The following is a 24,279-nucleotide window of genomic DNA, read 5'->3' on the forward strand; positions in this document are numbered from 1 at the left end:
TAAGATTAGATAAAAAAATAAGTTGAGTACAAGTTCACTCAACTTATTTTATTTACGTATATTCAATGAACATCAAAAATTAAACTAAAAAGCTAGCCGCAGGTTACTCAAACCCTAGTTTTAAGGCTAACGTGGTTTGAAGAGATTTTCGAAGAGTATTACAAGATAATGGTTGGACCGTAGAGACTCAACTTGGTTTTGACTTGGTCAAAGTGAAAACGGTCATAGGCTCGCCAAGCAGCACGAGTAGGAGCATCTGGTTCGAGAGCACTGAGGCCCATGAGAAGACTGGAAGTCTGGTAAAATTTTTCCAGCTCAATCAAGAATCGATTATCCACTGTCTCAGCTTTAAAGAGAAAGTCAAGGATATTGTCCAGCTGCTCCTGAAAGCGGACGTCGTCAGCTGTTGCCTGTTTGCAGACTTGATAGGCTTTGTTTAACTCAGTTATCAGTGCCTGAGCTGTTTTGATAGGGTCTGTAACCGTCATGAGAATTCCTCCTTTGTGATGGTTCTAAAGTTGTTTCAAGTGATTGTCTTTCTATAATCATAGCTTATCACTTTTAACTCTTTTTTTACCTTCAAATCTTTAATTGTCATTGAAATTTCCTGAATGGTAATTGCAGGATTTTATGATAAAATAATTGTAAGATTATCATAGCTATTTTGCGAATGATTCGACACTTTAGGAATTTTTGAGAACCGTTTAGGATTTGGTGAAAAATAGTTTCTAGACTTATGCTATCCTCTTTTTAGGAGGTTTTATCCATGAACTACATTATCATCCAAAAAGAGAAAGAAATTTTCAAATTAAACATAAAGGATATCTACTATATCCAAACACATCCAACTAAAGCCCATACCGTACAGATTATTACAGAAGAAGCTAGTTTTAATATGGTTCAAAATTTAAGTAATCTTGAGAACCAATATGGGGAAACCTTGATGAGATATCATCGAAATTGTTTGGTCAATCTTGATAAATTAAAATCGATTGATTTTCAAGAAAGAATCCTTTTTCTTGGAGAAGAAGGTCAATATGCTGTCAAGTATGCCATACGTCGCTATAGAGAAATTCGTCAAAAATGGTTGAAACAAGGAGAGTAAGAAGATGAGAATATTTGTTTTAGAAGATGATTTTTCCCAACAGACTAGGATTGAAACGACGATCGAGAAACTCTTGAAAGAACATCATATCATTCCGAGCTCTTTTGAGGTCTTTGGGAAACCAGACCAACTGCTGGCAGAGGCACATGAGAAGGGGGCACATCAACTTTTCTTTTTGGACATTGAGATTCGAAACGAAGAGATGAAGGGGCTAGAGATGGCTAGAAAGATTCGGGATCGGGACCCCTATGCCCTAATCGTCTTTGTGACAACTCACTCAGAGTTTATGCCCTTGTCCTTTCGCTACCAAGTATCTGCTTTGGACTACATTGATAAGGCTTTGTCGGCAGAGGAGTTTGAATCTCGGATCAAGACAGCCCTCCTCTATGCCAATAGTCAAGATAGTAAAAGTCTGGCGGAAGATTGCTTTTATTTTAAATCAAAATTTGCTCAATTCCAGTATCCCTTTAAAGAGGTTTACTATCTCGAAACGTCCCCCAGACCCCATCGTGTCATTCTCTATACCAAGACGGACAGGCTGGAGTTTACAGCGAGTTTGGAGGAGGTTCTCAAACAGGAACCCCGTCTCTTGCAGTGCCACCGCTCTTTTCTCATCAATCCTGCCAATGTGATTCATTTGGATAAGAAAGAAAAACTCCTTTTCTTTCCCAATGGTGGAAGCTGTCTAATCGCGCGTTATAAGATCAGGGAAGTGTCTGAGGCTATCAATAACTTACACTAAGCTAGGAGAGTTTATGAATATTGCTTGGATATTGTTGTACACACTTGTTACTAATGGACTAGAAATTGTCCTTTTCTTTAAGGTAGATGGAATTGATCTTACTTTCGAGAGGATTTTTAAGGCCTTTCTTCTGAAATTTCTCCTAGGGACCATTTTTGCGACTTTTCAATTTTTAGCTGTGAGTGAATATTTGTCATATTTTATAGAACCTTTGTTTGGCATAGGGTTATCTTTCTTATTGTTAAGAAGGCTTCCTAAAAAACTCCTTTTCTTTTATGGTCTCTTTCCAATGACATTGGTGAATCTCTTTTATAGAGGTGTTTCTTATTTTGTTCTTCCGTTTTTAGGCCAAGGGCAAGTATATGATAATTATTCATTTATTTGGTTATGTATAATGATTTTCAATTTCTTCATTTCTCTAGTCTTTTTGAAATGGTTGGACTATGATTTTACTAGTTTGAGAAGGGAGATTCTCGATAAATGTTTTCAAAAATCCCTGACTAAAATTAACTGGATAATGGGAACCTACTATCTAGTTATGGAAACTCTGTCTTTCTTTGAATATGAACAAAGCATTCAATCAAAGACTGTTCGCCATCTGATCCTAGTGTTTTACCTGCTCTTTTTTATGGGGGTTATCAAGAAGCTGGATACCTATTTGAAGGAAAAACTTCAGGAGAAACTGAACCAAGAACAGGCACTGCGCTATAGAGATATGGAACGGTATAGTCGGCATATAGAGGAGCTTTATAAGGAAGTACGGAGCTTTCGTCATGATTATGCCAACCTCTTGACCAGCTTAAGCCTAGGCATTGAAGAGGAGGATATGGAGCAGATAAAAGAGATCTACGACTCCGTCTTGAAGGATTCCAGTCAGAAATTGCAGGACAACAAATATGACCTTGGTAGATTGGTGAATATTCGGGATCGTGCCCTCAAAAGTCTCCTCGCAGGAAAATTTATAAAAGCAAGAGAAAAGGATATTGTCTTTAATGTCGAAGTTCCTGAGGAGATTCAAGTTGAGGGTATGAGCCTACTTGATTTTCTAACCATTGTGTCTATCCTTTGTGACAATGCTATTGAAGCCAGTGTAGAGGCTAGTCAACCTTATGTCTCAATCGCCTTTTTAAAAAGTGGAGCAAAGGAAAACTTTATCATTGAAAACTCCATCAAAGAAGAGGGCATAGATGTTTCTGAAATCTTCTCTTTTGGAGTTAGTTCTAAAGGAGAGGAGAGAGGAGTTGGTCTTTATACCGTTATGAAGATAGTGGAAAGTTATCCCAATGCTAGTCTCAATACTATCTGTCAAAATCAAGTCTTTCGTCAGGTACTTACTATGATGCATACAGAATGATGAAAATAAGACCGAGAGTTCTTGTATCTCGTTATAGTTGTATTGGCTGATGAAGTCCTTGTGTGAGGTTATGAGAATATCTATTAACGCTATATAAGAAATTTTCCCACCATCCTCCACCTATAATTTGGTTGAGTTCAGTAGTTGTTAGTTCTTGAAATGAAGTTAGATTTTGTTTCTTATCCATGTTATGATTCTCCTTTTTGATAAGATAATAAATAGTTCTAGAGTGTTATCTGAAAATTAATCAGAATGGGTTAAAATTTTATCTTTGAAATAATCAAAATATGTTTTCTTTGCAGTTACACTAGTGACGCGACCTTGTAAACCGTATTGTATGAGTTTACTATCCTCATTAGATAGTTTTGCAAGAGCGGTTAATTTAAAGAGATTGCCTTGCTCTGTTCTGGTAGGAGTTTGATCAATGCTCTGAAGTTGGCCGATGATGGTAATGCCGTGATTTCCAATCTTCTCAAGTTTTAATCTTACAGTTTGTCCTTTATCTAGTAGAGGTAGATAGTCAGAAGATACGTAGTAAGTAATTAGTACTTCTCTTGTATCTGTGATGACAGGGAATATTTGAGCAATTTCTGTACCAGTTGGAATTCTATTTTTACCTTCAAATTCGCTGTTCAGATGAACGATACCTTTACTTGGAGCGGTTAAGGTATTGTTTTCCAAGCGCTGTGTCGCTTGATCTAGTTGTACTTTTAATTCTGTTAATTGATTCTCCACGGTTAGTTGTTGCTGAGAAGCTGTCTGTAAAAACTGAGTGCGGAGTACTTCAATTTTGGTTGCTAAACTATTATCATAAGTTGCTACACTTCCGATACCAGCTTGCTGAATTTTGAGGCTTGCGATAGATGATTCAAGATTTGCAATACTTTGATTGATTTGAGATAAAAATGGCTCATCTGCAGTTTCTTGTGTTTGTTCTTGAGAGGCTACAAGATAACGGTTCAAAATTGACTGGTGTGGATTGCCAGTCGGTAAGCGCGCTCTTTTGTTTATGATAGCATCTCTCAGCTCTTGATATTCTCCAATTTGTTGTTGAACTTTTGTGATTTCTTGTTCAATAGCTGATGAACTGCTATTAGCAAGATTGGCTTGATTTGAAACTTCAGTGTTAGTCTTTGAGATACCTAGTTCAATATCATGAGCTTGTTTAGTAAAATTCATAAAGGTATTATGGTAGCCAAACTCATCCTCACCAGAAAAAAGATCAGTCGCTTTTTCTAAGCTTTGTTTCAAAATTCCAAGTCCTTCTTTTTGCTTCTCAAGTCTTTGTAACTGAGTTTCTAAGGCAGTTTTCTGACTTTCTTCCATTGTTTCAGAGTATTTGATGAGTAAGTCACCTTTTTCAACTACTTGATTTGCCACTAAATGATTAGCTAAGATAGTATTATCACTAGTTGACTGAATGGATGCAATGACACTTGTAGGGGTAATTTCTCCTTGTGACGTAACGGTAATTTCTTTTGTGGCAACAAGGGAGAAAATTAAGATGAAAGTAAACAGTAATGAAAGTGGTATGATCAATACTGTCGCATAATTATGGTAACGTCTCTGATAAAACTCGACGCTTCTAAAAAGATTAGGATTCATAACATTCTCCTTATTTGTTGAATAGATGATGGTAGAAGCCCTGCGCCTTCATTAACTCTTGATGACTACCAACTTCAATGATTTTTCCTTGGTCAAGAACAATGACACGGTTAGTCCGTTCGGCTATACTTAGACGATGGGCTACAAAGAGAATGGTTTTATCAGTTAGGGACATAAGATTATCTATAACCTTTTTCTCAGTCAAAACATCGAGAGCACTAGTAGCTTCATCTAGTATTAAAACAGGAGATTTAGTTAAAAGAGCACGAGCGAGAGCAATTCGTTGCTTCTGTCCTCCTGACAGACCTGCTCCATCAGAAAGTTGAGTTTGATAGCCCATAGGCATTCTTTCAATATCTTGACGGATTTCAGCTAATTCGCAAGCTTTTAGAATATCTTCTTGGCTAATCATACTATTACCGCCCAAGGTTAAGTTTTCCAAGATAGAGCCATTAAAGATATAGGCTTGTTGGGGCAGGTAATTAATATGACGTCGCAAGATTTTTTTATCAATATTTTTAATATCCTGATGATTGATGGTAATCTGTCCTTTGTAAGGGTCAAAGAAATTAACAATCATTTTGGCTAGAGTTGTTTTACCAGAACCACTAACTCCAACCAGGCTAACCTTATCACCTTCTTTAATTGTTAGATTGATATCTGTTAAGGTATCTCGTCCAAAACCATACTTATAAGAAAGGTCATCAAATTCAATATCGCCCATCAAAAAATTTGAATGAACAGGATTTTCTTGAACTTGAAATTCAGATTCAACTAAATAGACCTCGTTCAAGCGGTTATTAGCAACCTTCGCAGATTGGAGTTTAGTTTGTAGGTTGATAATATTTTCCATAGGAGTTGTAAAGTAAGAAAGAAGTGTATTAAAGGTAATCAGCTGACCGATAGAAATCTTACTCGACATGACTAATTGAGCACCAAACCATAGGATAAAGATATTAAGAACTAACTTTGTTCCTTGTTTTAAATTAGTTTGTAAAATAGAATATTTAGTAAGTTTAAAGGATTTTTCCAAATAATCGACAAATTCACTGTCAATATTTTGGTAGCGATTTTCTTCACTTGTGAGTGACTTGATGGTTTCGATCCCGTTGATATCTTCGATAATGGCAGAACTAACCATAGAATTGCTTTGCATGACATCATGGTTCATTTTTTCAAAAGGTTTCATAAAAGAAAAGATGATGAACATGTATATAGGAACGGAAATAAGAGAAAGAAGGAAGAGATTAGGGTTTTGTGCCAGTAAGACGCTCCCTACAAGGATCAGAATGGAAACATCAAGAAGAAGAGAGAGAATGGTAGAAGCTAAGGCATCTATAATAGAGTTGGCATCTGTGAAGCGTGAAATGATTTCTCCTGTACGACGTGTCGCAAAGAAAGACATAGGAAGTTCAAAGATATGGCGAATATAGGCCAAAATTACATCAATGCTTAATCTCTGACTCAGAACAGTTAGGAGATAATCTCTGGAGAAGCTCATGACTTGTTGGAGGATATAGGTGATAATTAGACCAATTGAGATAATTCCTAAAGTTGATTTCATCTGATTTGGGATGTACTCATCCAAGATTCCTTGGAGATAATAAGAACCACCGATATTGATAATAGTGACTAATAAGCTTGAGAGAACAATATAAGTAATAAGAGATTTTTGTTTGAAAATCAGAGGGAGGAAGCTCAGTAGACCATTCTTTTTATCTTTATGGGGTTGATAGCTGGGTTTGGGAGCTAGAAAAATAGCTACTCCAGTCCATTCAGAGAAAAAGCGTTCTTTTGACATTTTGGTGATTTTTACAGAAGGATCAGGATCACCAATAATCAGATAGTCTTTCTTTGTTTGATAGACAACATAGTAATGTTGGAGTTTCCCTTCTTTGTTAACGTGAACGATAAATGGATAGGGGACATCGCTCATATCAAAGAGCGTTTTATCTGCTTGAACAGGCCTTGTTTCAAAGCCCATTTCATCAGCGGCTTTTACAATGCCAAGAGCAGTCGTCCCTTCTTTATTGGTCTTTGCAAGTTCTCTCAAGTGAGCTAGAGAAAAATCTGAACCATAGAATTTGGCAATCGAGGCTAAGGCAGCGACACCACAGTCTCTAGCATCTATTTGAGGAACAAATGTACGTTTATAAGAAGTCATTGGCAAATCCTTTCATATAAAATATGAATTTATTATACCATGATACTAAGTTCATATTTTATAAAATCTTGAATTGTCATTGAAACTTCCTGAATGGTAAAAAAGTGATTAGAAACTATCTTTCTTTAAAAATCTATAGGTGTGATTTGAAATAAAAAGCTAATTCAAGATGTTTCGATGACAATTCAAGATTTGGATGAAAAACTTTAACAAACAATGATATACTAAACTTGTCAAGGTTGCAACAGGACAAAAATTAAAAATAAAAAAGGAGTATTTGTCATGAATACAAAAACGATGTCACAATTTGAAATTATGGATACTGAGATGCTTGCGAAAGTTGAAGGAGGTTTCGGAGGTTGGGGAGATATGATTGCTGGTTTATTGGGTGGGCTAGCACCTTCTCCAACTTTGGATCAATTAAATGGTAAGTGGCCTATTATACATTTTTCAAAACCATGTGGTCCTTATGGTATAGGGGGAACTCCAAACTCATGTAATGGTATTTAAAAAGGATTGAAGCTATGAAGGCAAAATATGGGAATCAAATTGTTGATGTTTGGGAAATTGGTCAAGCAACTCCTAAACCAAGTTGGGTAGAGGAAGCTTTTCAAAAAAATTATATGGTTTGGTTGGATAATCATGTGCGCATTCTAATGGCAGGTCTCAACACTTCTCTCGCAACGAATATCAAGTTTGGTCTAGTTGGAACAGTTGGAGGAGGATTCGCTGGTTATGGAATGTATGTTCTTGGTTATCCAGGTGATTATATAGATATCACCAATCATAGAGTTGTTTCTGCTAAAACATTTCACAAAAGTTATCAAATTTTAGAAAATGATTAGATGTCATTTAATTGTAATGGAGAAAGCAATGAAAAAAATATTTTTAAAAAAACGGACCATCTTCCTTGCGAGATTGTTCCTAGGGCAGTTGCCCTTGCTTGTCTCTACTTATCTATTTCTATCTCGTCAGTTTTTACATTTTTCCTTAGTTTTTCAATTGCTTCTAGTTATTATTAACTTAGCTTCTATTTTGGCTACTGTTTATCTCACTAGGGAAATGAAGATAAGAGAGTTTGAAGATGATGATTTGGTTAGTCCTAGAACCAATCAACTCATGTTCATCGGCTTGACAGGCTTTATGTCTATTATCTGTTTGTATAGAGGTATCACAGCAGGAGAATCTTACCAACAACTAATCGCTTATATTGGCGCGGTTCTATGCTTGCTTATCATGCTTTTGCTTATTTGGGGTTTGAAGTATTATAAAAAGTAGAGGTTAATGAAGTATAAAAGGGTAAGTGTTTTCGAAATACTCACCCTTTTATAATGAAGTTTTTACAATTCAAGACGTTTCGATGACAATTCAAGATTTGGATGAAAAATTTTAAAAAACAATGATATACTAAACTTGTCAAGGTTGCAGCAGGACAAAAATTAAAATGGAGGTATTCGTCATGGATACAAAAATGATGGAACAATTTGAGGTTATGGATACAGAGATGCTTGCGAGTAAAGTAGGAGGAAAAACAATATATTATGGTAATGGTTTATATTGTGATAACTCTAAAGGTTGCTGGGTAAACTGGCCTGAAGCTATAAATAAAATTCTTACTAATTCTATTGTTAATGGATTTTCAGGTGGGAATGCAGGTTGGAATTCGGGGGGACCTCTATAATGAGAGGTTTAAAGTGGTTTTCTGGAGGAGTTGAAAGACGCCGTGAAGCTATCATCATATTAGAAAAACTTATTCAAAATATAAAATGTGATTCTCAACTTCTCCCTTTGAAAAATATATTGATTTCTTACGAATATGAATTAAAGAAAGGAAGTATATCGATTCCTTATACCCTTAGTAGAATGAACATTGAAATTTCGAATGNATTAATTGAAAATGCACTACATTTGTCTGAAATTCAGTCTGATCAGATAAAAAAATTAAGAGAATTATCTAATATTAGATATGGATACTAGGGTGTAGTCCAAGTGATATGTTAATTATAGTTTATGTATTCCTAATATTTTTATTGTGACTCTGGATTTGAGTGAAAAAATTAAAACAGTGCTATACTAAACTTGTCAAGGTTGCAACAGGACAAAAATTAAAAATAAAAAGGAGTATTTGTCATGAATACAAAAATGATGGAACAATTTGAGATTATGGATACTGATATGCTTGCTTGTATAGAGGGTGGGGATGTATCTGGTATTTATAGAGGGTATGCTTATCAGGACAGTCCATTTGGTTCTTACCCTTCTATATTAAAAAATTCAGGTCCTTTCCCAGTAAGTGGGTACTGCCCGCGTGGTTATCGTGACCTTGGTTATATAGGAGCAGGTTTTCATTTATGTGGAATATAGGCTGAAATATAAGAAATGAGGAAGAATTTCTATGAAAAAGTATCAGCTTCTATTCAAAACAAGTGCAATTTTATCCTACCTATTTTTCGTATTTGGTCTTTCTCAGCTGACGTCTATTGTTCAAAATTATTGGCAATTTTCTTCCCAGATTGGCAATTTCTTCTGGATTCAAAATATCTTGAGTTTGCTATTTAGCGGAGTCATGATTTGGATTCTGGTTAAGACAGGCCATGGTTATCTCTTTCGCATTCCAAGAAAAAAATGGCTTTGGTATTCGATTTTGACAGTATTAGTGGTAGTGTTCCAGATCTCTTTTAACGTTCAGACAGCTAAATATGTTCAGTCAACTGCGGAAGGTTGGGCTGTATTGATTAGTTATAGTGGGACTAACTTTGCAGAACTAGGTATTTATATAGCCCTGTTCTTTCTGGTTCCACTGATGGAAGAGTTAATCTATAGAGGATTACTGCAACACGCTTTCTTTAAGCATTCGCGATTTGGTCTTGATTTGCTTCTTCCTTCTATTTTATTTGCTCTCCCTCATTTTTCAAGCCTGCCTAGTTTGTTAGATATCTTCGTCTTTGCAACAGTTGGAATCATCTTTGCTGGTTTGACCCGCTATACCAAGAGCATTTATCCATCCTATGCGGTGCATGTGATTAATAATATTTTCGCAACATTACCATTTTTGCTGACTTTTTTACACAGGATATTTAGCTAAAAATAATAGATTAAAAATAATTATTGATTATAAGAAGTGAATAAGATTAGATTTCTGAATAATAGAATCTAATCTTATTCACTTCTTATTAGTTGACTGAGGAAATTGTGCTCTTTGAGCAATTCAAGACGTTTCGATGACCATTTAATATTTAGATGAATTTGTAATCTTAAATAAGGTAAGATAAAGATAACAAATGTAAAGGAGTATTCTTATGAAGAAACAAAAGATAAAATCGTTATTACTTGTACCACTTGTATTTGCATCTATTACTACGGGTGTTGTATATGCAGAAGAACAGACTACTTCTTCCTCTATTCAGGCTAATGATAGTTCTGTTGTGGCACCAGATTTGCAATCGGCTAAGGAAAATGTGGAGCATAAACCTTCCGTTGTAACTCCCGAGGAGTATGAACAGAATGTTGCTGACTTTAAAAAGATAGATATTGAAGCCGTTCGTCAATCTTTTACAGAGGATCAATTGGAACATACTATATATTTTGGTAGAAAAACTTGTTCTCATTGTCGTCAATTTTCTCCTGAATTGAAAGAATTTAATAACTTGATTGAAAAGAAGTTAGAGTATTATGATTTGGATGGTAAAGATTTTGATGGGGAGGCGAGAGAGTTTCTATTTAAAAAAGTCGGGATTCCAGGAACACCAACAATTTTGTATTTAAGAAACGGACATCCGATATCTGGATGGGTTGGTGGCGGAGCAACTGCACAACAGGTTTATGATTATATGTACTCGAGAAACTCACCTAAGCAAACGGAGACAGTGGCATCTTCTGAGGAAACAGTAACTGAAAATGTGCATGATGAGAAAACCAGAAATGACAGCATGAGTACTAGTGATAAAGTTGTAAGTGAAAGCAAAGGTATGAGTGATGAACAAAGAACCGAAATGAAAACATCCAATGATAATCCCAATTCTAATAGTGAAAATAGTGGGAAAGTGGAGAGTATAAACTCAACTTCTAAAGCTAAAACTACTCAATCTGGCGATTTAGCAATGTTAGACAATAAGGATCAATTGGAAACTCTCAAACCTATTTTTGATGCTGCTCAAGAAAATAAAACTCCTTTAACCGATGTTAAGGGGCCTGATTATGTAAGCCAATCTATTACTTCGAATGAAAAATTATTACCGAAAACAGGAGAGGAAGAAAGTTACCAACTGATTCGGCTAGCTGTCGCGTTTTTTATGGCTTCTATAATGATTAAAGTGAAACAAAAAATTCATAAATAAAAATAGATGGTAAACAGGTGCAATGATATTATTTGTTTGTAATAACATATGACTAGAATTTTCCTATAGACAAGAGTGAAAGGGCAAGCATGTTTTTAATGCTTGCTTTTTAAATTTTTTAACAATTCAAGACGTTTCGATGATAATTCAAGATTTGGATGAAAAAAATTAATAAACGATGGTATACTAAACTTGTCAAAGTTGCAACAAGACAAAAATTAGAATTAAGATTAAAATGGAGGTATTCGTTATGGATACAAAAATGATAGAACAATTTCATGAAATGGATATAACTATGTTATCCAGTATTGAAGGAGGCAAGAATAATTGGCAAACTAATGTCTTAGAAGGTGGTGGTGCAGCTTTTGGTGGCTGGGGCTTAGGAACAGCCATTTGTGCTGCGAGTGGTGTTGGAGCGCCATTTATGGGAGCATGTGGATACATAGGAGCTAAATTTGGTGTGGCTCTTTGGGCAGGAGTAACAGGTGCAACGGGTGGATTTTGATAAAAGGAGATTTGTATGAATACTTATTATAATGTAGATGAAACAATGTTAAGTGAGATTTATGGAGGTAATTCCGGAGGAGCGGCTGTAGTTGCTGCTTTAGGTTGTGCAGCGGGTGGAGTGAAATATGGGAAGTTTCTAGGACCATGGGGCGCTGCAATAGGAGGAATTGGAGGAGCATTGATTTGTGGATATTTAGCCTATAGTGCTACATCATAAAAATGGAAGATATATTTTATGAAGGCTGTATTCTATATAATTCTCTTCGCTTTCCAAACATATCTTATTTATCTATCTATAAGTACCTCTGATAAAAAACAAAAGACTATTGAATTAACATCATTGAATTGTTTTGTCATATTATTTCTAATCTATGATAAATTATTTTTTCTCTTCATTGCCTATGTTTTTTTGATAATTTTTATATTAAACTTGTTCCGTAACTGAAAAGTTATATACTATATGAATACAAAAATGATGGAACAATTTAAGATTATGGATACTGATGTGCTGGCTAGCATTGAGGGAGAAACTGATTGGGGAACAGTAGGAAAAGGAGCTGTCTATGGAGCAGGTATCGGAGTTGCTATGTGTACGGTAGGAGGACTCCTTACTAGTGGTTCCGCATGGACTATGACTGCTGGCTGTGCTTGGGCTGGAGCTAAACTTGGTGGGCTTCTACTCTAGTCCACATGTCTTACAACAGTTTGCCACTCTTAACTTATTTATAAAGATCATGAAAAGGTAAGCAGAAGACGGTGCTTGCCTTTTTTAAGCTATAATGATAGCCTGAGCCAATTGAGATGCTTTTCTTTGAGAATCAGGTGTGGAGCGGTTGACGAATAGACCAAAAACTAGTAGAATAGTAAGGAAACTTTATACGGAGGAAAGAAATGGACTTGGGTGATAATGAGCTAACGCTGACCCCTATACCTGGGAAGAGTGGCAAGGCTTATATGGGAAGCTACCCTGATGGGAAGCGCGTCTTTGTAAAAATGAACACCTCTCCAATCCTACCTGGCTTAGCCAGAGAACAAATCGCTCCTCAATTACTATGGACTCGTCGTTTGCCAGATGGTCGTGATATGTGTGCCCAGGAATGGTTGACGGGCAAAATCTTGACACCGCACGATATGAATCGCAAGCAGATCATCAATATCTTGACACGTCTTCACCGCTCACGTCCCTTGATGAAGCAGTTGAGCCGTTTGGGATATACCATGGAGACTCCATTAGACTTGTTGCAGTCTTGGAGGCAGGAAGCACCCGAAGTCTTGAAACGACATCAGTACTTAAACTCGGTGATTGATGATTTGCGCAGGACGGTTCCAGGTTTTAGAGAAGACCATGCAACGATTGTGCATGGTGATCTTCGCCATAGTAATTGGATTGAGACAGAGAGTGGGCTTGTTTATCTAGTGGATTGGGATTCGGTTCGCCTGACGGATCGCATGTTTGATGTGGCGCATATGCTGTGTCATTATATTCCAGAGCAACATTGGCATGATTGGCTAACTTATTACGGTTATAAGTACAATCAGACAGTGTTAGATAAATTGTATTGGTATGGTCAGTATTCTTACTTGAGCCAGATTGCCAAATACTTTGTAAATCAAGATTTAGATAATGTAAACCGGGAGATTTATGCCTTGCGTATCTTTCGTGATAAGTATGGAAAGAGAAGATGAGAGTTAGAAATCGTAAAGGGGCGACAGAGTTACTAGAGGCTAATCCTCAGTATGTGGTCCTCAATCCCTTGGAAGCTAAAGGGAAATGGCGAGACTTGTTTGGAAATGATCATCCTATTCATGTAGAGGTTGGAAGTGGGAAAGGGGCCTTCGTATCAGGAATGGCCAAGCAAAACCCTGACATCAACTACATCGGGATTGACATTCAAAAGTCAGTATTGAGTTATGCCTTGGACAAGGTGCTTGAAGTTGGAGTGCCCAATATCAAATTGCTGTGGGTAGATGGTTCAGATCTGACTGACTATTTCGAAGACGGTGAAATTGATCGTCTCTACCTAAACTTTTCAGATCCCTGGCCTAAAAAACGCCATGAAAAACGTCGTTTGACTTACAAGAGTTTCTTGGATACCTTCAAGCGCATCTTGCCTGAGAATGGGGAAATCCATTTCAAGACAGATAATCGTGGCTTGTTTGAGTACAGTCTAGTGAGCTTTTCTCAGTATGGCATGAAACTCAATGGGGTTTGGCTGGACTTGCATGCCAGTGATTTTGAAGGCAATGTCATGACGGAATATGAGCAAAAATTCTCCAGCAAGGGTCAAGTGATCTACCGAGTTGAGGCAGAATTTTAAGAAATAGCTTGAAAACCAGCCGTTTGAGTGCTTATACTTTACATAAATTGACAAACGTGCTATACTAATAGTAAGAATATGAGAAAGAGAGGCGGGGAAATATCTTCGCCTCTTGCTTATGAGGAGGTGGACGCAATCACAACAATCGTAGAATTAGTCAGAGAAGTTGTAGAACCTGTCATCCAAGCACCTTTCGAACTCGTGGATATCGAGTATGGAAAGATTGGCAGTGACATGATTCTCAGTATTTTTGTAGATAAACCTGAAGGAATTACCTTGAACGACACGGCAGATTTGACAGAAATTATCAGTCCTGTCCTAGATACCATCAAGCCTGATCCCTTCCCAGAACAATATTTCCTAGAAATCACCAGTCCAGGCTTGGAACGTCCTTTAAAAACCAAGGATGCTGTCGCTGGAGCAGTTGGGAAATACATCCATGTCGGGCTCTACCAAGCTATCGATAAGCAAAAAGTCTTTGAAGGAACCTTGGTATCCTTTGAAGGGGATGAGTTGACTATGGAGTATATGGACAAGACACGTAAGAAAACCGTCCAAATTCCATACAATTTAGTATCAAAAGCACGTTTAGCAGTAAAACTATAGAAAAGAAAGGATAGCTTTTGAGGATTCAAAAGTGAAGAAAACATGAGTAAAGAAATGCTAGAGGCCTTCCGCATTTTGGAAGAAGACAAGGGAATCAAAAAAGAAGACATCATCGACGCAGTAGTAGAGTCGCTTCGTTCCGCTTATCGCAGACGCTATGGTCAGTCTGACAGCGTAGCTATCGACTTCAACGAAAAAACAGGAGACTTTACAGTTTATACTGTTCGTGAAGTGGTTGATGAAGTATTTGATAGCCGTTTGGAAATCAGCTTGAAAGATGCCCTTGCCATTAATTCAGCCTATGAACTTGGTGATAAAATCAAGTTTGAAGAAGCACCAGCTGAGTTTGGTCGTGTAGCAGCCCAATCTGCTAAACAAACCATCATGGAAAAAATGCGCAAGCAAACACGTGCCATCACTTATAATACTTACAAAGAACATGAGCAAGAAATCATGTCTGGTACAGTAGAACGTTTCGACAACCGTTTTATTTACGTCAATCTTGGGAGCATCGAAGCCCAATTGTCAAAACAAGACCAAATCCCTGGAGAAGTTTTTGCTTCCCACGACCGTATTGAGGTTTACGTTTATAAAGTTGAAGACAACCCTCGTGGTGTCAACGTCTTTGTTAGCCGTAGCCATCCAGAGATGATCAAACGCTTGATGGAGCAAGAAATTCCAGAAGTGTATGATGGAACTGTTGAAATCATGAGCGTAGCTCGCGAAGCTGGTGACCGTACTAAGGTTGCCGTTCGTAGCCACAATCCAAACGTGGATGCTATTGGGACAATTGTTGGACGTGGTGGTGCCAATATCAAGAAAATCACCAGCAAATTCCACCCAGCTCGCTACGATGCCAAGAGCGATCGCATGATTCCTGTCGAAGAAAATATCGATGTTATCGAGTGGGTAGCGGATCCAGCTGAATTTATCTACAATGCTATCGCACCTGCAGAGGTTGACCAAGTTATCTTTGATGAAAACGACAGCAAACGTGCCTTGGTCGTTGTGCCTGATAACAAGCTTTCTCTTGCTATCGGTCGTCGTGGACAAAACGTTCGCTTGGCAGCTCATTTGACAGGTTACCGTATCGATATCAAGTCTGCAAGTGAGTTTGAAGCTATGGAAGAAGCAGGTCAAGTGGATTACGCAGCTGCGGATGAATTGATCGAAGAATAAAAGCTGCTAGAGGAGGGAAAGATGAAAACAAGAAAAATCCCTTTGCGCAAGTCTGTTGTATCCAATGAAGTGATTGATAAGCGTGATTTGCTCCGCATTGTCAAGAACAAAGAAGGACAGGTCTTTATCGATCCGACAGGCAAGGCCAATGGCCGTGGCGCTTATATCAAGCTAGACAATGCAGAAGCCCTAGAGGCAAAAAAGAAGAAAGTCTTTAACCGCAGCTTTAACATGGAAGTGGAAGAAAGCTTTTATGACGAGTTGATCGCCTATGTGGATCACAAAGTGAAAAGAAGAGAGTTAGGACTTGAATAAGCAAAAGATAAGCAATCTCTTGGGACTTGCTCAACGAGCAGGCCGGATCATATCAGGTGAGGAATTGGTGGTCAAGGCCATCCAAGACCAGAAAGCCAAGCTAGTCTTTCTAGCACAGGATGCTGGCCCTAATCTAACCAAGAAGATTCAAGATAAAAGTGACTATTATCAAGTAGAAGTTATAACCGTGTTTTCAACACTGGAATTAAGCATAGCAGTCGGAAAATCGAGAAAGGTTTTGGCTGTGACAGATGCTGGATTTACAAAGAAAATGAGGTCTCTTATGGAATAGAAGAGGAGGACATGATTTGTCTAAGAAAAGATTGTACGAAATCGCAAAAGAACTTGGAAAAGAAAGTAAAGAAGTTGTAGCGCGTGCAAAAGAGTTGGGCTTGGATGTGAAAAGCCACTCATCGAGCGTGGAAGCTGCTGCTGCGGAGCAAATCGCTGCGAGCTTTAAACCTGTACCTGCTCCTAAGGCAGAAGTAAAACCTGCAGCAGCAAAAGCAAGTGTAGAAAAGAAAGCAGAAAAGCCTGTTTCGGCTAAACCAGCTGCCGCAAAGGAAGAAAGCAAACCAGCTGCACCTGTAGCTCCTAAGGAAGAAAAAGTAGTGGCTGCAAGACCACAGAGTCGAAACTTCAAGGCGGAGCGTGAGGCACGTGCAAAAGAGCAGGCAGAGCGACGCAAACAAAACAAGGGCAATAACCGTGACCAACAACAAAACGGTAACCGTCCGAAAAACGACGGCCGTAATGGTGGCAAACCTGGTCAAGGAAACCGCGACAACCGCCGTTTTAACGACCAAGGGAAGAAACCACAAGGTCAAGGAAATCGTGGCAATGATCGCCGTCAGCAACAAGACTTCCAGCCAAAACCAGCTGGACCACGTGTTGACTTTAAAGCCCGTGCAGCAGCTCTAAAAGCAGAGCAAAATGCAGAGTACGCACGCTCAAGCGAGGAGCGCTTCAAACAATCGCAAGCTGCCAAAGAAGCCTTGGCTCAAGCTAATAAACGCAAGGAGCCTGAAGAAATCTTTGAGGAAGCTGCTAAGTTAGCTGAACAAACGCAGCCAGCCGTAAAAGTAGCTCCTGTAGCGAAAGAAGCGCCAGTGGATACACGTCGTAAAAAACAAGCTCGACCAGACAAAGAACGTGATGATTATGATCACGAAGAAGATGGTCCTAGAAAACAACAAAAGAATCGAAGTAGTCAAAATCAAGTGAGAAATCAAAGAAATAGTAACTGGAATAACAACAAAAAGAATAAAAAAGGGAACAAGCAAAACAACCGTAACCAGACTCCAAAACCTGTTACAGAGCGCAAGTTCCATGAATTGCCAACAGAATTTGAGTATACAGATGGTATGACCGTTGCGGAAATCGCAAAACGTATCAAACGTGAACCAGCTGAAATCGTTAAGAAACTCTTTATGATGGGTGTGATGGCCACACAAAACCAATCTTTAGATGGAGAAACCATCGAACTCCTCATGGTGGATTACGGTATCGAAGCAAAACAAAAGGTTGAAGTGGATAATGCCGACATCGAACGTTTCTTTGTCGAAGATGGCTATCTTAACGAAGATGAATTGGTTGAGCGTCCACCAGTTGTGACGATCATGGGACACGTTGACCATGGTAAAACAACCCTCTTGGATACCCTTCGTAACTCTCGTGTTGCGACAGGTGAAGCAGGTGGTATCACTCAGCATATTGGTGCCTACCAAATCGTGGAAAATGGCAAGAAGATTACCTTCCTTGATACACCAGGACACGCGGCCTTTACATCAATGCGTGCGCGTGGTGCATCTGTTACCGATATTACCATCTTGGTTGTAGCGGCCGACGACGGGGTTATGCCTCAGACTATCGAAGCTATCAACCACTCAAAAGCGGCCAACGTTCCAATCATCGTAGCTATCAACAAAATTGATAAACCAGGTGCCAATCCAGAACGTGTTATCGGTGAATTGGCTGAACACGGTGTTATGTCAACAGCTTGGGGTGGAGATTCTGAATTTGTTGAAATCTCAGCTAAATTCAACCAAAATATCGATGAACTCTTGGAAACAGTCCTTCTTGTGGCTGAAATCCAAGAACTCAAGGCAGACCCAACAGTTCGTGCGATCGGTACTGTTATCGAAGCTCGCTTGGATAAAGGAAAAGGTGCGGTCGCAACCCTTCTTGTTCAACAAGGTACCTTGAATGTCCAAGACCCAATCGTTGTCGGAAATACCTTCGGTCGTGTCCGTGCCATGACCAATGACCTTGGTCGTCGTGTCAAGGTTGCTGGACCATCAACGCCAGTTTCTATCACAGGTTTGAACGAAGCGCCAATGGCGGGTGACCACTTTGCTGTTTACGAAGATGAAAAATCTGCGCGTGCAGCAGGTGAAGAGCGTGCAAAACGTGCCCTCATGAAACAACGCCAAGCTACCCAACGTGTCAGCCTTGAAAACCTCTTTGATACGCTTAAAGCTGGTGAACTTAAGTCAGTTAACGTTATCATCAAGGCCGATGTACAAGGTTCTGTCGAAGCCCTTTCTGCCTCACTTCAAAAGATCGATGTAGAAGGTGTCAAAGTGACCATCGTTCACTCGGCTGTCGGTGCTATCAACGAATCTGACGTGACGCTTGCCGAAGCTTCAAATGCCTTTATCGTTGGTTTCAACGTACGCCCTACACCACAAGCGCGTCAACAAGCCGAAGCTGACGATGTAGAAATCCGTCTCCACAGCATTATCTACAAGGTTATCGAAGAGATGGAAGAAGCCATGAAAGGGATGCTTGACCCAGAATTCGAAGAAAAAGTTATCGGTGAAGCAGTTATCCGTGAAACCTTCAAGGTATCTAAAGTGGGAACTATCGGTGGATTTATGGTTATGAGTGGTAAGGTTACCCGTGATTCTAAAGTCCGTGTCATCCGTGACGGTGTTGTTATCTATGACGGCGAACTCGCAAGCTTGAAACACTACAAAGACGACGTCAAAGAAGTTACAAACGGTCGTGAAGGTGGATTGATGATCGAGGGCTACAATGATATCAAGATGGATGATGTGATTGAGGCTTATGTCATGGAAGAAATCAAGAGATAAGATTTTTGCTCCTTTCTTAGGTGGTGAGGGACGCAAGCAAACCGATGGTTTCATTGCTTATTTTTGAGCCTAAGGTCTCAAAAATCCCCTGTGATGGGACTGATAAATCAGTTCCATCACTTTCACCACAGTGAAAGAAGCAGGTGATTTCAAATTGAACGTCGTTTCAATTTGAATTAAAAATCAAGAAATTTAAAAATAGCTAGGTCTGCTGGCCTAGCTTTTGGTTCAAAGTAGAGAAAGGAATATCATGGCAAATCATTTCCGTACGGATCGTGTGGGCATGGAAATCAAGCGTGAAGTCAATGAGATTTTGCAAAAGAAAGTCCGTGATCCGCGTGTCCAAGGTGTGACCATTACAGATGTTCAGATGCTGGGTGACTTGTCTGTTGCCAAGGTTTACTACACCATTTTGAGTAACCTTGCTTCGGATAATCAAAAAGCTCAAATCGGGCTTGAAAAAGCAACTGGTACGATCAAACGTGAACTTGGTCGCAATTTGAAATTGTACAAAATTCCAGATTTAACCTTCGTCAAAGATGAATCCATCGAATATGGAAACAAGATTGACGAGATGCTACGCAATCTGGATAAAAACTAAGAAAGAGGAGGTGCCCCTCTTTTTTAGTGGAGAAAACTAGGCGAAATTTAAAATGGAAAACATTCTCTATAAAATAGAATTCTGTATTTCTAAATGTTAGCTAAACAGAAAATGCTTTTTTTTTTTAGCAAATATGATATGATAAAATGCGAAAAAAGAAATAAGGAGATTGAAATGGCTGAACAAGATCTAGCTATGCAAGTATTGGAACAAGTGGTGAAACTACCTGTTGTGAAAGTTGATCGTTCAAAATTTTTAGTGGACAAGTTTTCTAAGGAATTAGATCCGAAGGATATTACAATATTATTGGAACAGGGACCATCTAGCTTGCTACCACAGGAAACTTTAGATAGAGTTGCGAATGCTTGTATTATGGATAATGTCTTGCTGGCAAGTGGGACATCGGTTTTAGCAGGCCTACCTGGAGGGATTGCTATGGCAATTACCATACCAGCGGATGTAGCCCAGTTTTATGCTTTTTCATTGAAATTAGCTCAAGAATTGGGATATATTTATGGTTACGATGACCTTTGGGCTTCTCGTGATGAGTTGAGTGAAGATGCTCAAAACACGCTCTTGCTGTATCTCGGTGTAATGCTGGGAGTAAATGGTACAGCTGCATTGCTCAGAGCAGGAGGTGTTGCCGTTGCTAAGCAAGTGATGAAAACCGTTCCCCAGAAAGCCTTGACAAAGACCCTTTGGTATCCGATTTTGAAAAAAGTTTTGAAAATTTTTGGAGTCAATCTGACAAAAGGAGGCCTAGCCAAAGGAATGGGGAAATTCATTCCTATCCTAGGTGGTATTATTTCAGGTGGTTTAACATTTGCGACCATGAAACCGATGGGAGAAAGCTTACAACAGGAGTTATCTAAATTAGTTAACTATAATGAGGAACAGTATCAAGAAGATATAGATACTATCCGAAAAGAGGTCGAAATCATCGAAGGAGAGTAATATGGGATTCATTAAAATTCTAGCTAAGACATACGGGAATTACTTTTTCGTGATGCAAAGCATCAAAGTCCTGAAGAACATGAAAAAAGACGACAACGCTCTAGTAGGTTTCGGGAAAGTACTACTTGCTGACAAGTTGATGGATGTAGCCCAGTGGCTCGCAAAACCAGATGATAAGGAATAACTTGAAATGAAAGAAACTAGCAGGAACTCTTCTGCTAGTTTTTTAATCTCTTTCCATATGGTATAATATAAGCAGTAAAATCATTTTATACTCTTCGAAAATCTCTTCAAACCACGTCAGCTTCACCTTGCCGTAGGTATGGTTACTGACTTCGTCAGTTCTATCCACAACCTCAAAACACTGTTTTGAGCAACCTGCGGCTAGCTTCCTAGTTTGCTCTTTGATTTTCATTGAGTATTAGAACATACAATGGAGGTCGTCATGGACAATATCATCGATGTGTCAATACCCGTTGCAGAAGTGGTAGACAAGCACCCAGAAGTTTTGGAAATCCTAGTGGAGCTCGGTTTTAAACCACTTGCTAATCCCTTGATGCGCAACACAGTCGGTCGCAAGGTATCGCTCAAACAGGGGTCTAAGCTTGAGGGAACTCCTATGGACAAGATTGTCCGCACACTGGAAGCGAATGGCTATGAAGTGATTGGATTAGACTAATGGCAGATGAACGGATTCATATCCTACGGGATATTTTGTTAGAATTGCACAATGGCGCCTCTCCTGAGTCAGTTCAGGAGCGATTTGATGCGACTTTTACAGGTGTTTCAGCCATCGAGATTTCCCTCATGGAGCACGAGCTGATGAACTAAGACTCAGGTGTCACCTTTGAAGATGTCATGGAACTCTGCGATGTCCATGCTAATCTTTTTAAAAATGCTGTTAAGGGTGTTGAAGTGGAAGATACCGAGCATCCTGGTCATCCAGTTCGCGTCTTCAAGGATGAAAATCTGGCTCTCCGTGCAGCCTTGATTCGCATTCGGAGATTGTTGGATACCTATGAGACTATGGAAGACGAGGAAATGCTGGCAGAGATGCGCAAGGGGTTGGTCCGTCAAATGGGACTTTTGGGGCAATTTGATATCCACTATCAGCGCAAGGAAGAGCTCTTCTTTCCCATCATGGAGCGCTATGGTCACGATTCACCTCCTAAGGTCATGTGGGGAGTGGATGATCAGATCAGGGAACTTTTTCAGACAGCTCTAGCGACGGCTAAGGAACTACCAGAAGTGCCGATAAGCAGTGTAAAGGAAACCTTCGAAGCTTTTGCGACAGAGTTTGAAAGTATGATTTTCAAGGAAGAGTCTATCCTTCTCATGATTCTTCTTGAGTCCTTCACCCAGGATGACTGGATTCAGATTGCGGAGGAGAGCGATGCCTACGGCTATGCCATCATCCGTCCGTCTGAGAAATGGGTTCCGGAGCGTCAAAGCTTCGTTGAGGAAAAGAGTGCAGAGGAGCCAGTACAACGAGACACGGCAGGAGGTCAAGTTCAGCAAGTTATCGATACGCCAGAAGGACAGTTCACCATTACTTTTACCCCTAAGGAAAAGGAAGCAGTGTTGGATCGCCATAGTCAACAGGCTTTTGGCAATGGTTATCTCTCCGTCGAGCAGGCCAACCTCATCCTCAATCACCTCCCTATGGAGATCACTTTTGTCAATAAAGACGATATTTTCCAGTATTATAATGACAATGCGCCAGCTGATGAGATGATTTTCAAACGGACGCCGTCCCAAGTTGGGCGCAATGTTGAACTCTGCCATCCGCCTAAGTACCTAGAAAAGGTGAAGGCTGTTATGAAAGGTCTTCGTGAAGGGGTCAAGGACAAGTATGAGATGTGGTTCAAGTCAGAGTCGCGAGGCAAGTTTGTCCATATCACCTATGCCGCAGTACACGATGAAAACGGGGAATTCCAAGGCGTGCTAGAGTATGTTCAGGATATCCAGCCCTACCGAGAGATTGATACGGACTATTTCCGTGGATTAGAATAAGGAGAACCAATGAGTTACGAACAGGAATTTATGAAGGAATTTGAAGCCTGGGTCAGTACCCAGATCATGATCAACGACATGGCGCACAAGGAAAGTCAAAAAGTCTACGAAGAAGACCAAGACGAGCGTGCCAAAGATGCCATGATTCGCTACGAGAGTCGCTTGGATGCTTATCAGTTTTTGCTGGGTAAGTTTGAAAATTTCAAGGCAGGCAAGGGTTTCCATGACTTGCCAGAAGGCTTGTTTGGCGAACGGAATTACTAATCATTGCAAATCAAAAAGTGCGTATGAACGCACTTTTTCTATTTATACGTGATGTGTGTGTTTGGTAATCCATTGTTCCATTTTGATATGCAACCAGAATGAATAGATGCCCAAGGTGATGATGGTGAGCAAGAACCACTTGATCCAGTTCCCGAATAATTGAGAACCAGTTCCGTCAAAATAAAGGCGACGTCCATCGATGACAGTGTGCTTAACCTTCCAGTTTTGCATCATACAAACTGCCCAAGGCGTAGCGATTCCAGCGGTAAAGCCCATGATAAGCATGGCTAGGATAGCATGTCCAACGTAGCTCAAAAGACCACCGTCAAAGTAACTTTCGTTATTCATATCGTTCTCCTTATCAGCTTTTTACGTGAATCAGTCTTGCACATTACTGCATATTTTATCAATAAGTCGAATCATTGTCAAATCAGATTGAAAGAAAAAACAGCTAGATTTTTAAGTGTAATCTTGTTTCCTTTCTTGATTTTTCGTCGAAATATTGATAAAATATCTTTATTAAATCCTTGTCAGAACAGGGATTTTTTATTGAAAGGATTTTATCATGTCAAAGAAACTCCAACGTAAAAAACAATTGCGAAACAGCCTTCGTCGTTCAGGTGCATTTTCAAGTACGGTGACCAAGGTTGTCGAAGAGACCAAGAAAGTCGTGAAACACGCAGAAAAATCTGCCAGCGAAGCAGGAAAAGTTGTCTCTAAAAAAGTGGAACAAGCAGTAGAAGCGACTAAAGAGCAAGCTCAAAAAGTAGCCAATTCAGTAGAAGATTTCGCAGCTACTTTGGGTGGCCTCTCAGTAGATCGTGCTAAGACTTTCTATGATGAAGGCATCAAGTCGGCTGCTGACTTTAAAAACTGGACGGAAAAAGAACTTCTTGCCTTGAAAGGAATCGGCCCAGCTACCATTAAGAAATTAAAAGAACACGGCATCAGTTTCAAGTAATTTTTCTTGTCCCTTGCATTTCCGTCAAAAACTTGCTACAATAAAGCCATCAGAGGTGTTTTAATCCCACATTTTACAGAAAGTGGCGGTGCTGAGAAGTCCACAAATGTGTCAAAACTGGTTGCTGATGGATGAAAAATGAAATAATATTGTCTTTTT

At 39.3% G+C, this 24,279-nt stretch carries 32 protein-coding genes and 1 pseudogene; 28 read left to right on the forward strand and 5 right to left on the reverse strand.

All coding sequences use genetic code 11. The features are described from left to right. Positions 1-158 precede the first annotated feature (158 nt). Complete coding sequence (locus D8802_RS06640) at positions 159-488, reverse strand: helicase BlpT (RefSeq protein WP_125395253.1); 330 nt, start codon at positions 486-488, stop codon at positions 159-161. Positions 489-766: 278 nt separating this feature from the next. On the opposite strand from D8802_RS06640, the gene D8802_RS06645 reads away from it, so the two are divergent. Genes D8802_RS06645 through D8802_RS06655 form a run of 3 tightly spaced genes read left to right on the forward strand, consistent with a single transcriptional unit; the run spans position 767 to position 3,201 of the window. Then, on the forward strand, positions 767-1,105 hold the full coding sequence (locus D8802_RS06645) for a LytTR family DNA-binding domain-containing protein (protein WP_125395254.1): 339 nt from the start codon (positions 767-769) through the stop codon (positions 1,103-1,105). A gap of 4 nt (positions 1,106-1,109) precedes the next feature. Continuing rightward, positions 1,110-1,847 (forward strand): response regulator transcription factor, encoded by a 738-nt coding sequence (locus tag D8802_RS06650; protein WP_125395255.1) that lies wholly within the window; start codon positions 1,110-1,112, stop codon positions 1,845-1,847. A gap of 13 nt (positions 1,848-1,860) precedes the next feature. Further along, positions 1,861-3,201: a sensor histidine kinase gene (locus D8802_RS06655; protein ID WP_125395256.1), complete on the forward strand. Its 1,341-nt coding sequence runs from the start codon at positions 1,861-1,863 to the stop codon at positions 3,199-3,201. A 31-nt stretch (positions 3,202-3,232) separates the two neighbouring features. Here the strand turns inward: D8802_RS06655 and blpC are convergent, their stop codons facing one another. From blpC to blpA, 3 genes are read right to left on the reverse strand one after another with little or no spacing between them, the layout of a single operon-like run. Continuing rightward, positions 3,233-3,388 carry a quorum-sensing system pheromone BlpC gene (gene blpC / locus D8802_RS06660; RefSeq protein WP_125395257.1) on the reverse strand — a complete coding sequence of 52 codons (156 nt, stop codon included), beginning with the start codon at positions 3,386-3,388 and terminating at the stop codon, positions 3,233-3,235. Between the two features lie 56 nt (positions 3,389-3,444). Further along, positions 3,445-4,806 carry a peptide export ABC transport accessory protein BlpB gene (blpB, locus tag D8802_RS06665; protein ID WP_125395258.1) on the reverse strand — a complete coding sequence of 454 codons (1,362 nt, stop codon included), beginning with the start codon at positions 4,804-4,806 and terminating at the stop codon, positions 3,445-3,447. A gap of 10 nt (positions 4,807-4,816) precedes the next feature. Then, complete coding sequence (blpA, locus tag D8802_RS06670; RefSeq protein WP_125395259.1) at positions 4,817-6,970, reverse strand: peptide cleavage/export ABC transporter BlpA; 2,154 nt, start codon at positions 6,968-6,970, stop codon at positions 4,817-4,819. A 282-nt stretch (positions 6,971-7,252) separates the two neighbouring features. Between blpA and D8802_RS06675 the strand changes: the two genes are divergently transcribed. The 24 genes and pseudogenes from D8802_RS06675 to D8802_RS06800 all read left to right on the forward strand — a co-directional run bounded on the left by D8802_RS06675 (position 7,253) and on the right by D8802_RS06800 (position 23,159). After that, positions 7,253-7,480 carry a bacteriocin class II family protein gene (locus D8802_RS06675; RefSeq protein ID WP_084970957.1) on the forward strand — a complete coding sequence of 76 codons (228 nt, stop codon included), beginning with the start codon at positions 7,253-7,255 and terminating at the stop codon, positions 7,478-7,480. Between the two features lie 14 nt (positions 7,481-7,494). Then, positions 7,495-7,815, forward strand: coding sequence for a hypothetical protein (locus D8802_RS06680; RefSeq protein ID WP_000645118.1), 321 nt, complete (start codon positions 7,495-7,497; stop codon positions 7,813-7,815). Positions 7,816-7,843: 28 nt separating this feature from the next. After that, a complete protein-coding gene (locus D8802_RS06685) occupies positions 7,844-8,248 on the forward strand; it encodes an immunity protein (protein ID WP_125395260.1) in 405 nt (134 codons plus the stop codon). Between the two features lie 181 nt (positions 8,249-8,429). After that, positions 8,430-8,651: a leucocin A/sakacin P family class II bacteriocin gene (locus D8802_RS06690; protein ID WP_049537856.1), complete on the forward strand. Its 222-nt coding sequence runs from the start codon at positions 8,430-8,432 to the stop codon at positions 8,649-8,651. Continuing rightward, positions 8,651-8,947 (forward strand): bacteriocin immunity family protein, encoded by a 297-nt coding sequence (locus D8802_RS06695; protein ID WP_125395261.1) that lies wholly within the window; start codon positions 8,651-8,653, stop codon positions 8,945-8,947. The genes D8802_RS06690 and D8802_RS06695 overlap by 1 nt, the downstream gene beginning before the upstream one ends. Before the next feature lie 153 nt (positions 8,948-9,100). Continuing rightward, the gene (locus tag D8802_RS06700; RefSeq protein ID WP_125395262.1) at positions 9,101-9,334 is read left to right on the forward strand and encodes a bacteriocin class II family protein; all 234 of its coding nucleotides are present in this window, start codon (positions 9,101-9,103) and stop codon (positions 9,332-9,334) included. 31 nt (positions 9,335-9,365) lie between these two features. Further along, positions 9,366-10,055, forward strand: coding sequence for a CPBP family intramembrane glutamic endopeptidase (locus tag D8802_RS06705; protein ID WP_125395263.1), 690 nt, complete (start codon positions 9,366-9,368; stop codon positions 10,053-10,055). Positions 10,056-10,269: 214 nt separating this feature from the next. After that, positions 10,270-11,307 carry a DUF6568 family protein gene (locus D8802_RS06710; RefSeq protein ID WP_125395264.1) on the forward strand — a complete coding sequence of 346 codons (1,038 nt, stop codon included), beginning with the start codon at positions 10,270-10,272 and terminating at the stop codon, positions 11,305-11,307. A 250-nt stretch (positions 11,308-11,557) separates the two neighbouring features. Further along, positions 11,558-11,812, forward strand: a complete 255-nt coding sequence (gene blpM / locus D8802_RS06715) for a two-peptide bacteriocin subunit BlpM (RefSeq protein WP_038804497.1) — start codon at positions 11,558-11,560, stop codon at positions 11,810-11,812. Between the two features lie 15 nt (positions 11,813-11,827). Further along, complete coding sequence (locus tag D8802_RS06720; RefSeq protein WP_001099737.1) at positions 11,828-12,031, forward strand: Blp family class II bacteriocin; 204 nt, start codon at positions 11,828-11,830, stop codon at positions 12,029-12,031. Positions 12,032-12,274: 243 nt separating this feature from the next. Beyond that, positions 12,275-12,499 carry a Blp family class II bacteriocin gene (locus D8802_RS06730; RefSeq protein WP_125395265.1) on the forward strand — a complete coding sequence of 75 codons (225 nt, stop codon included), beginning with the start codon at positions 12,275-12,277 and terminating at the stop codon, positions 12,497-12,499. A gap of 206 nt (positions 12,500-12,705) precedes the next feature. Beyond that, complete coding sequence (gene ccrZ / locus D8802_RS06735; protein WP_125395266.1) at positions 12,706-13,500, forward strand: cell cycle regulator CcrZ; 795 nt, start codon at positions 12,706-12,708, stop codon at positions 13,498-13,500. Continuing rightward, positions 13,497-14,132, forward strand: a complete 636-nt coding sequence (gene trmB / locus D8802_RS06740; RefSeq protein ID WP_001266088.1) for a tRNA (guanosine(46)-N7)-methyltransferase TrmB — start codon at positions 13,497-13,499, stop codon at positions 14,130-14,132. The genes ccrZ and trmB overlap by 4 nt, the downstream gene beginning before the upstream one ends. A 126-nt stretch (positions 14,133-14,258) precedes the next feature. Then, positions 14,259-14,738, forward strand: a complete 480-nt coding sequence (gene rimP / locus D8802_RS06745; protein ID WP_125395267.1) for a ribosome maturation factor RimP — start codon at positions 14,259-14,261, stop codon at positions 14,736-14,738. 42 nt (positions 14,739-14,780) lie between these two features. After that, entirely contained in the window at positions 14,781-15,917 is a 1,137-nt protein-coding gene (gene nusA / locus D8802_RS06750; protein ID WP_000032277.1) for a transcription termination factor NusA, read from the forward strand. A gap of 21 nt (positions 15,918-15,938) precedes the next feature. Then, entirely contained in the window at positions 15,939-16,232 is a 294-nt protein-coding gene (rnpM, locus tag D8802_RS06755; RefSeq protein ID WP_000857560.1) for an RNase P modulator RnpM, read from the forward strand. Beyond that, positions 16,225-16,524, forward strand: coding sequence for a YlxQ-related RNA-binding protein (locus D8802_RS06760; protein ID WP_001041399.1), 300 nt, complete (start codon positions 16,225-16,227; stop codon positions 16,522-16,524). The genes rnpM and D8802_RS06760 overlap by 8 nt, the downstream gene beginning before the upstream one ends. Before the next feature lie 16 nt (positions 16,525-16,540). Next, positions 16,541-19,327 carry a translation initiation factor IF-2 gene (infB, locus tag D8802_RS06765; protein ID WP_125395268.1) on the forward strand — a complete coding sequence of 929 codons (2,787 nt, stop codon included), beginning with the start codon at positions 16,541-16,543 and terminating at the stop codon, positions 19,325-19,327. A gap of 250 nt (positions 19,328-19,577) precedes the next feature. Further along, entirely contained in the window at positions 19,578-19,928 is a 351-nt protein-coding gene (gene rbfA / locus D8802_RS06770; RefSeq protein WP_001273601.1) for a 30S ribosome-binding factor RbfA, read from the forward strand. 174 nt (positions 19,929-20,102) lie between these two features. Continuing rightward, on the forward strand, positions 20,103-20,882 hold the full coding sequence (locus tag D8802_RS06775; protein WP_185758213.1) for a hypothetical protein: 780 nt from the start codon (positions 20,103-20,105) through the stop codon (positions 20,880-20,882). A gap of 1 nt (position 20,883) precedes the next feature. Next, positions 20,884-21,066, forward strand: a complete 183-nt coding sequence (locus D8802_RS06780) for a hypothetical protein (RefSeq protein WP_044020283.1) — start codon at positions 20,884-20,886, stop codon at positions 21,064-21,066. 261 nt (positions 21,067-21,327) lie between these two features. Further along, positions 21,328-21,561 carry a DUF1858 domain-containing protein gene (locus D8802_RS06790; RefSeq protein WP_000368739.1) on the forward strand — a complete coding sequence of 78 codons (234 nt, stop codon included), beginning with the start codon at positions 21,328-21,330 and terminating at the stop codon, positions 21,559-21,561. Then, positions 21,561-22,895, forward strand: a pseudogene (locus D8802_RS06795) (DUF438 domain-containing protein). Before D8802_RS06790 ends, D8802_RS06795 begins: the two are co-directional and overlap by 1 nt. Positions 22,896-22,904: 9 nt before the next feature. Further along, the gene (locus D8802_RS06800; protein WP_084940473.1) at positions 22,905-23,159 is read left to right on the forward strand and encodes a DUF1912 family protein; all 255 of its coding nucleotides are present in this window, start codon (positions 22,905-22,907) and stop codon (positions 23,157-23,159) included. A gap of 42 nt (positions 23,160-23,201) precedes the next feature. Here the strand turns inward: D8802_RS06800 and D8802_RS06805 are convergent, their stop codons facing one another. Further along, entirely contained in the window at positions 23,202-23,507 is a 306-nt protein-coding gene (locus tag D8802_RS06805) for a DUF898 family protein (protein ID WP_001058554.1), read from the reverse strand. Positions 23,508-23,724: 217 nt separating this feature from the next. Here D8802_RS06805 and D8802_RS06810 point away from each other — a divergent pair, with 217 nt between their 5' ends. Continuing rightward, the gene (locus D8802_RS06810; RefSeq protein ID WP_000038699.1) at positions 23,725-24,120 is read left to right on the forward strand and encodes a helix-hairpin-helix domain-containing protein; all 396 of its coding nucleotides are present in this window, start codon (positions 23,725-23,727) and stop codon (positions 24,118-24,120) included. Positions 24,121-24,279 lie beyond the last annotated feature (159 nt).

It is taken from the genome of Streptococcus oralis, from assembly GCF_003943395.1.
GTDB classification, from domain to species: Bacteria; Bacillota; Bacilli; order Lactobacillales; family Streptococcaceae; genus Streptococcus; species Streptococcus oralis_BF.

Bases quoted from the DNA above. Each gene is read 5' to 3' on its own strand.
- blpB (WP_125395258.1), bottom strand. From the start codon at position 4,806: ATGAATCCTAATCTTTTTAGAAGCGTCGAGTTTTATCAGAGACGTTAC.
- D8802_RS06675 (WP_084970957.1), top strand. From the start codon at position 7,253: ATGAATACAAAAACGATGTCACAATTTGAAATTATGGATACTGAGATG.
- D8802_RS06780 (WP_044020283.1), top strand. From the start codon at position 20,884: ATGGGATTCATTAAAATTCTAGCTAAGACATACGGGAATTACTTTTTC.
- D8802_RS06645 (WP_125395254.1), top strand. From the start codon at position 767: ATGAACTACATTATCATCCAAAAAGAGAAAGAAATTTTCAAATTAAAC.
- D8802_RS06810 (WP_000038699.1), top strand. From the start codon at position 23,725: ATGTCAAAGAAACTCCAACGTAAAAAACAATTGCGAAACAGCCTTCGT.
- ccrZ (WP_125395266.1), top strand. From the start codon at position 12,706: ATGGACTTGGGTGATAATGAGCTAACGCTGACCCCTATACCTGGGAAG.
- D8802_RS06650 (WP_125395255.1), top strand. From the start codon at position 1,110: ATGAGAATATTTGTTTTAGAAGATGATTTTTCCCAACAGACTAGGATT.
- D8802_RS06700 (WP_125395262.1), top strand. From the start codon at position 9,101: ATGAATACAAAAATGATGGAACAATTTGAGATTATGGATACTGATATG.
- D8802_RS06690 (WP_049537856.1), top strand. From the start codon at position 8,430: ATGGATACAAAAATGATGGAACAATTTGAGGTTATGGATACAGAGATG.
- D8802_RS06655 (WP_125395256.1), top strand. From the start codon at position 1,861: ATGAATATTGCTTGGATATTGTTGTACACACTTGTTACTAATGGACTA.
- D8802_RS06790 (WP_000368739.1), top strand. From the start codon at position 21,328: ATGGACAATATCATCGATGTGTCAATACCCGTTGCAGAAGTGGTAGAC.
- blpA (WP_125395259.1), bottom strand. From the start codon at position 6,970: ATGACTTCTTATAAACGTACATTTGTTCCTCAAATAGATGCTAGAGAC.
- trmB (WP_001266088.1), top strand. From the start codon at position 13,497: ATGAGAGTTAGAAATCGTAAAGGGGCGACAGAGTTACTAGAGGCTAAT.
- D8802_RS06685 (WP_125395260.1), top strand. From the start codon at position 7,844: ATGAAAAAAATATTTTTAAAAAAACGGACCATCTTCCTTGCGAGATTG.
- rbfA (WP_001273601.1), top strand. From the start codon at position 19,578: ATGGCAAATCATTTCCGTACGGATCGTGTGGGCATGGAAATCAAGCGT.
- D8802_RS06705 (WP_125395263.1), top strand. From the start codon at position 9,366: ATGAAAAAGTATCAGCTTCTATTCAAAACAAGTGCAATTTTATCCTAC.
- blpC (WP_125395257.1), bottom strand. From the start codon at position 3,388: ATGGATAAGAAACAAAATCTAACTTCATTTCAAGAACTAACAACTACT.
- D8802_RS06805 (WP_001058554.1), bottom strand. From the start codon at position 23,507: ATGAATAACGAAAGTTACTTTGACGGTGGTCTTTTGAGCTACGTTGGA.
- D8802_RS06710 (WP_125395264.1), top strand. From the start codon at position 10,270: ATGAAGAAACAAAAGATAAAATCGTTATTACTTGTACCACTTGTATTT.
- D8802_RS06730 (WP_125395265.1), top strand. From the start codon at position 12,275: ATGAATACAAAAATGATGGAACAATTTAAGATTATGGATACTGATGTG.
- nusA (WP_000032277.1), top strand. From the start codon at position 14,781: ATGAGTAAAGAAATGCTAGAGGCCTTCCGCATTTTGGAAGAAGACAAG.
- blpM (WP_038804497.1), top strand. From the start codon at position 11,558: ATGGATACAAAAATGATAGAACAATTTCATGAAATGGATATAACTATG.
- D8802_RS06800 (WP_084940473.1), top strand. From the start codon at position 22,905: ATGAGTTACGAACAGGAATTTATGAAGGAATTTGAAGCCTGGGTCAGT.
- D8802_RS06680 (WP_000645118.1), top strand. From the start codon at position 7,495: ATGAAGGCAAAATATGGGAATCAAATTGTTGATGTTTGGGAAATTGGT.
- D8802_RS06775 (WP_185758213.1), top strand. From the start codon at position 20,103: ATGGCTGAACAAGATCTAGCTATGCAAGTATTGGAACAAGTGGTGAAA.
- rnpM (WP_000857560.1), top strand. From the start codon at position 15,939: ATGAAAACAAGAAAAATCCCTTTGCGCAAGTCTGTTGTATCCAATGAA.
- D8802_RS06640 (WP_125395253.1), bottom strand. From the start codon at position 488: ATGACGGTTACAGACCCTATCAAAACAGCTCAGGCACTGATAACTGAG.
- D8802_RS06720 (WP_001099737.1), top strand. From the start codon at position 11,828: ATGAATACTTATTATAATGTAGATGAAACAATGTTAAGTGAGATTTAT.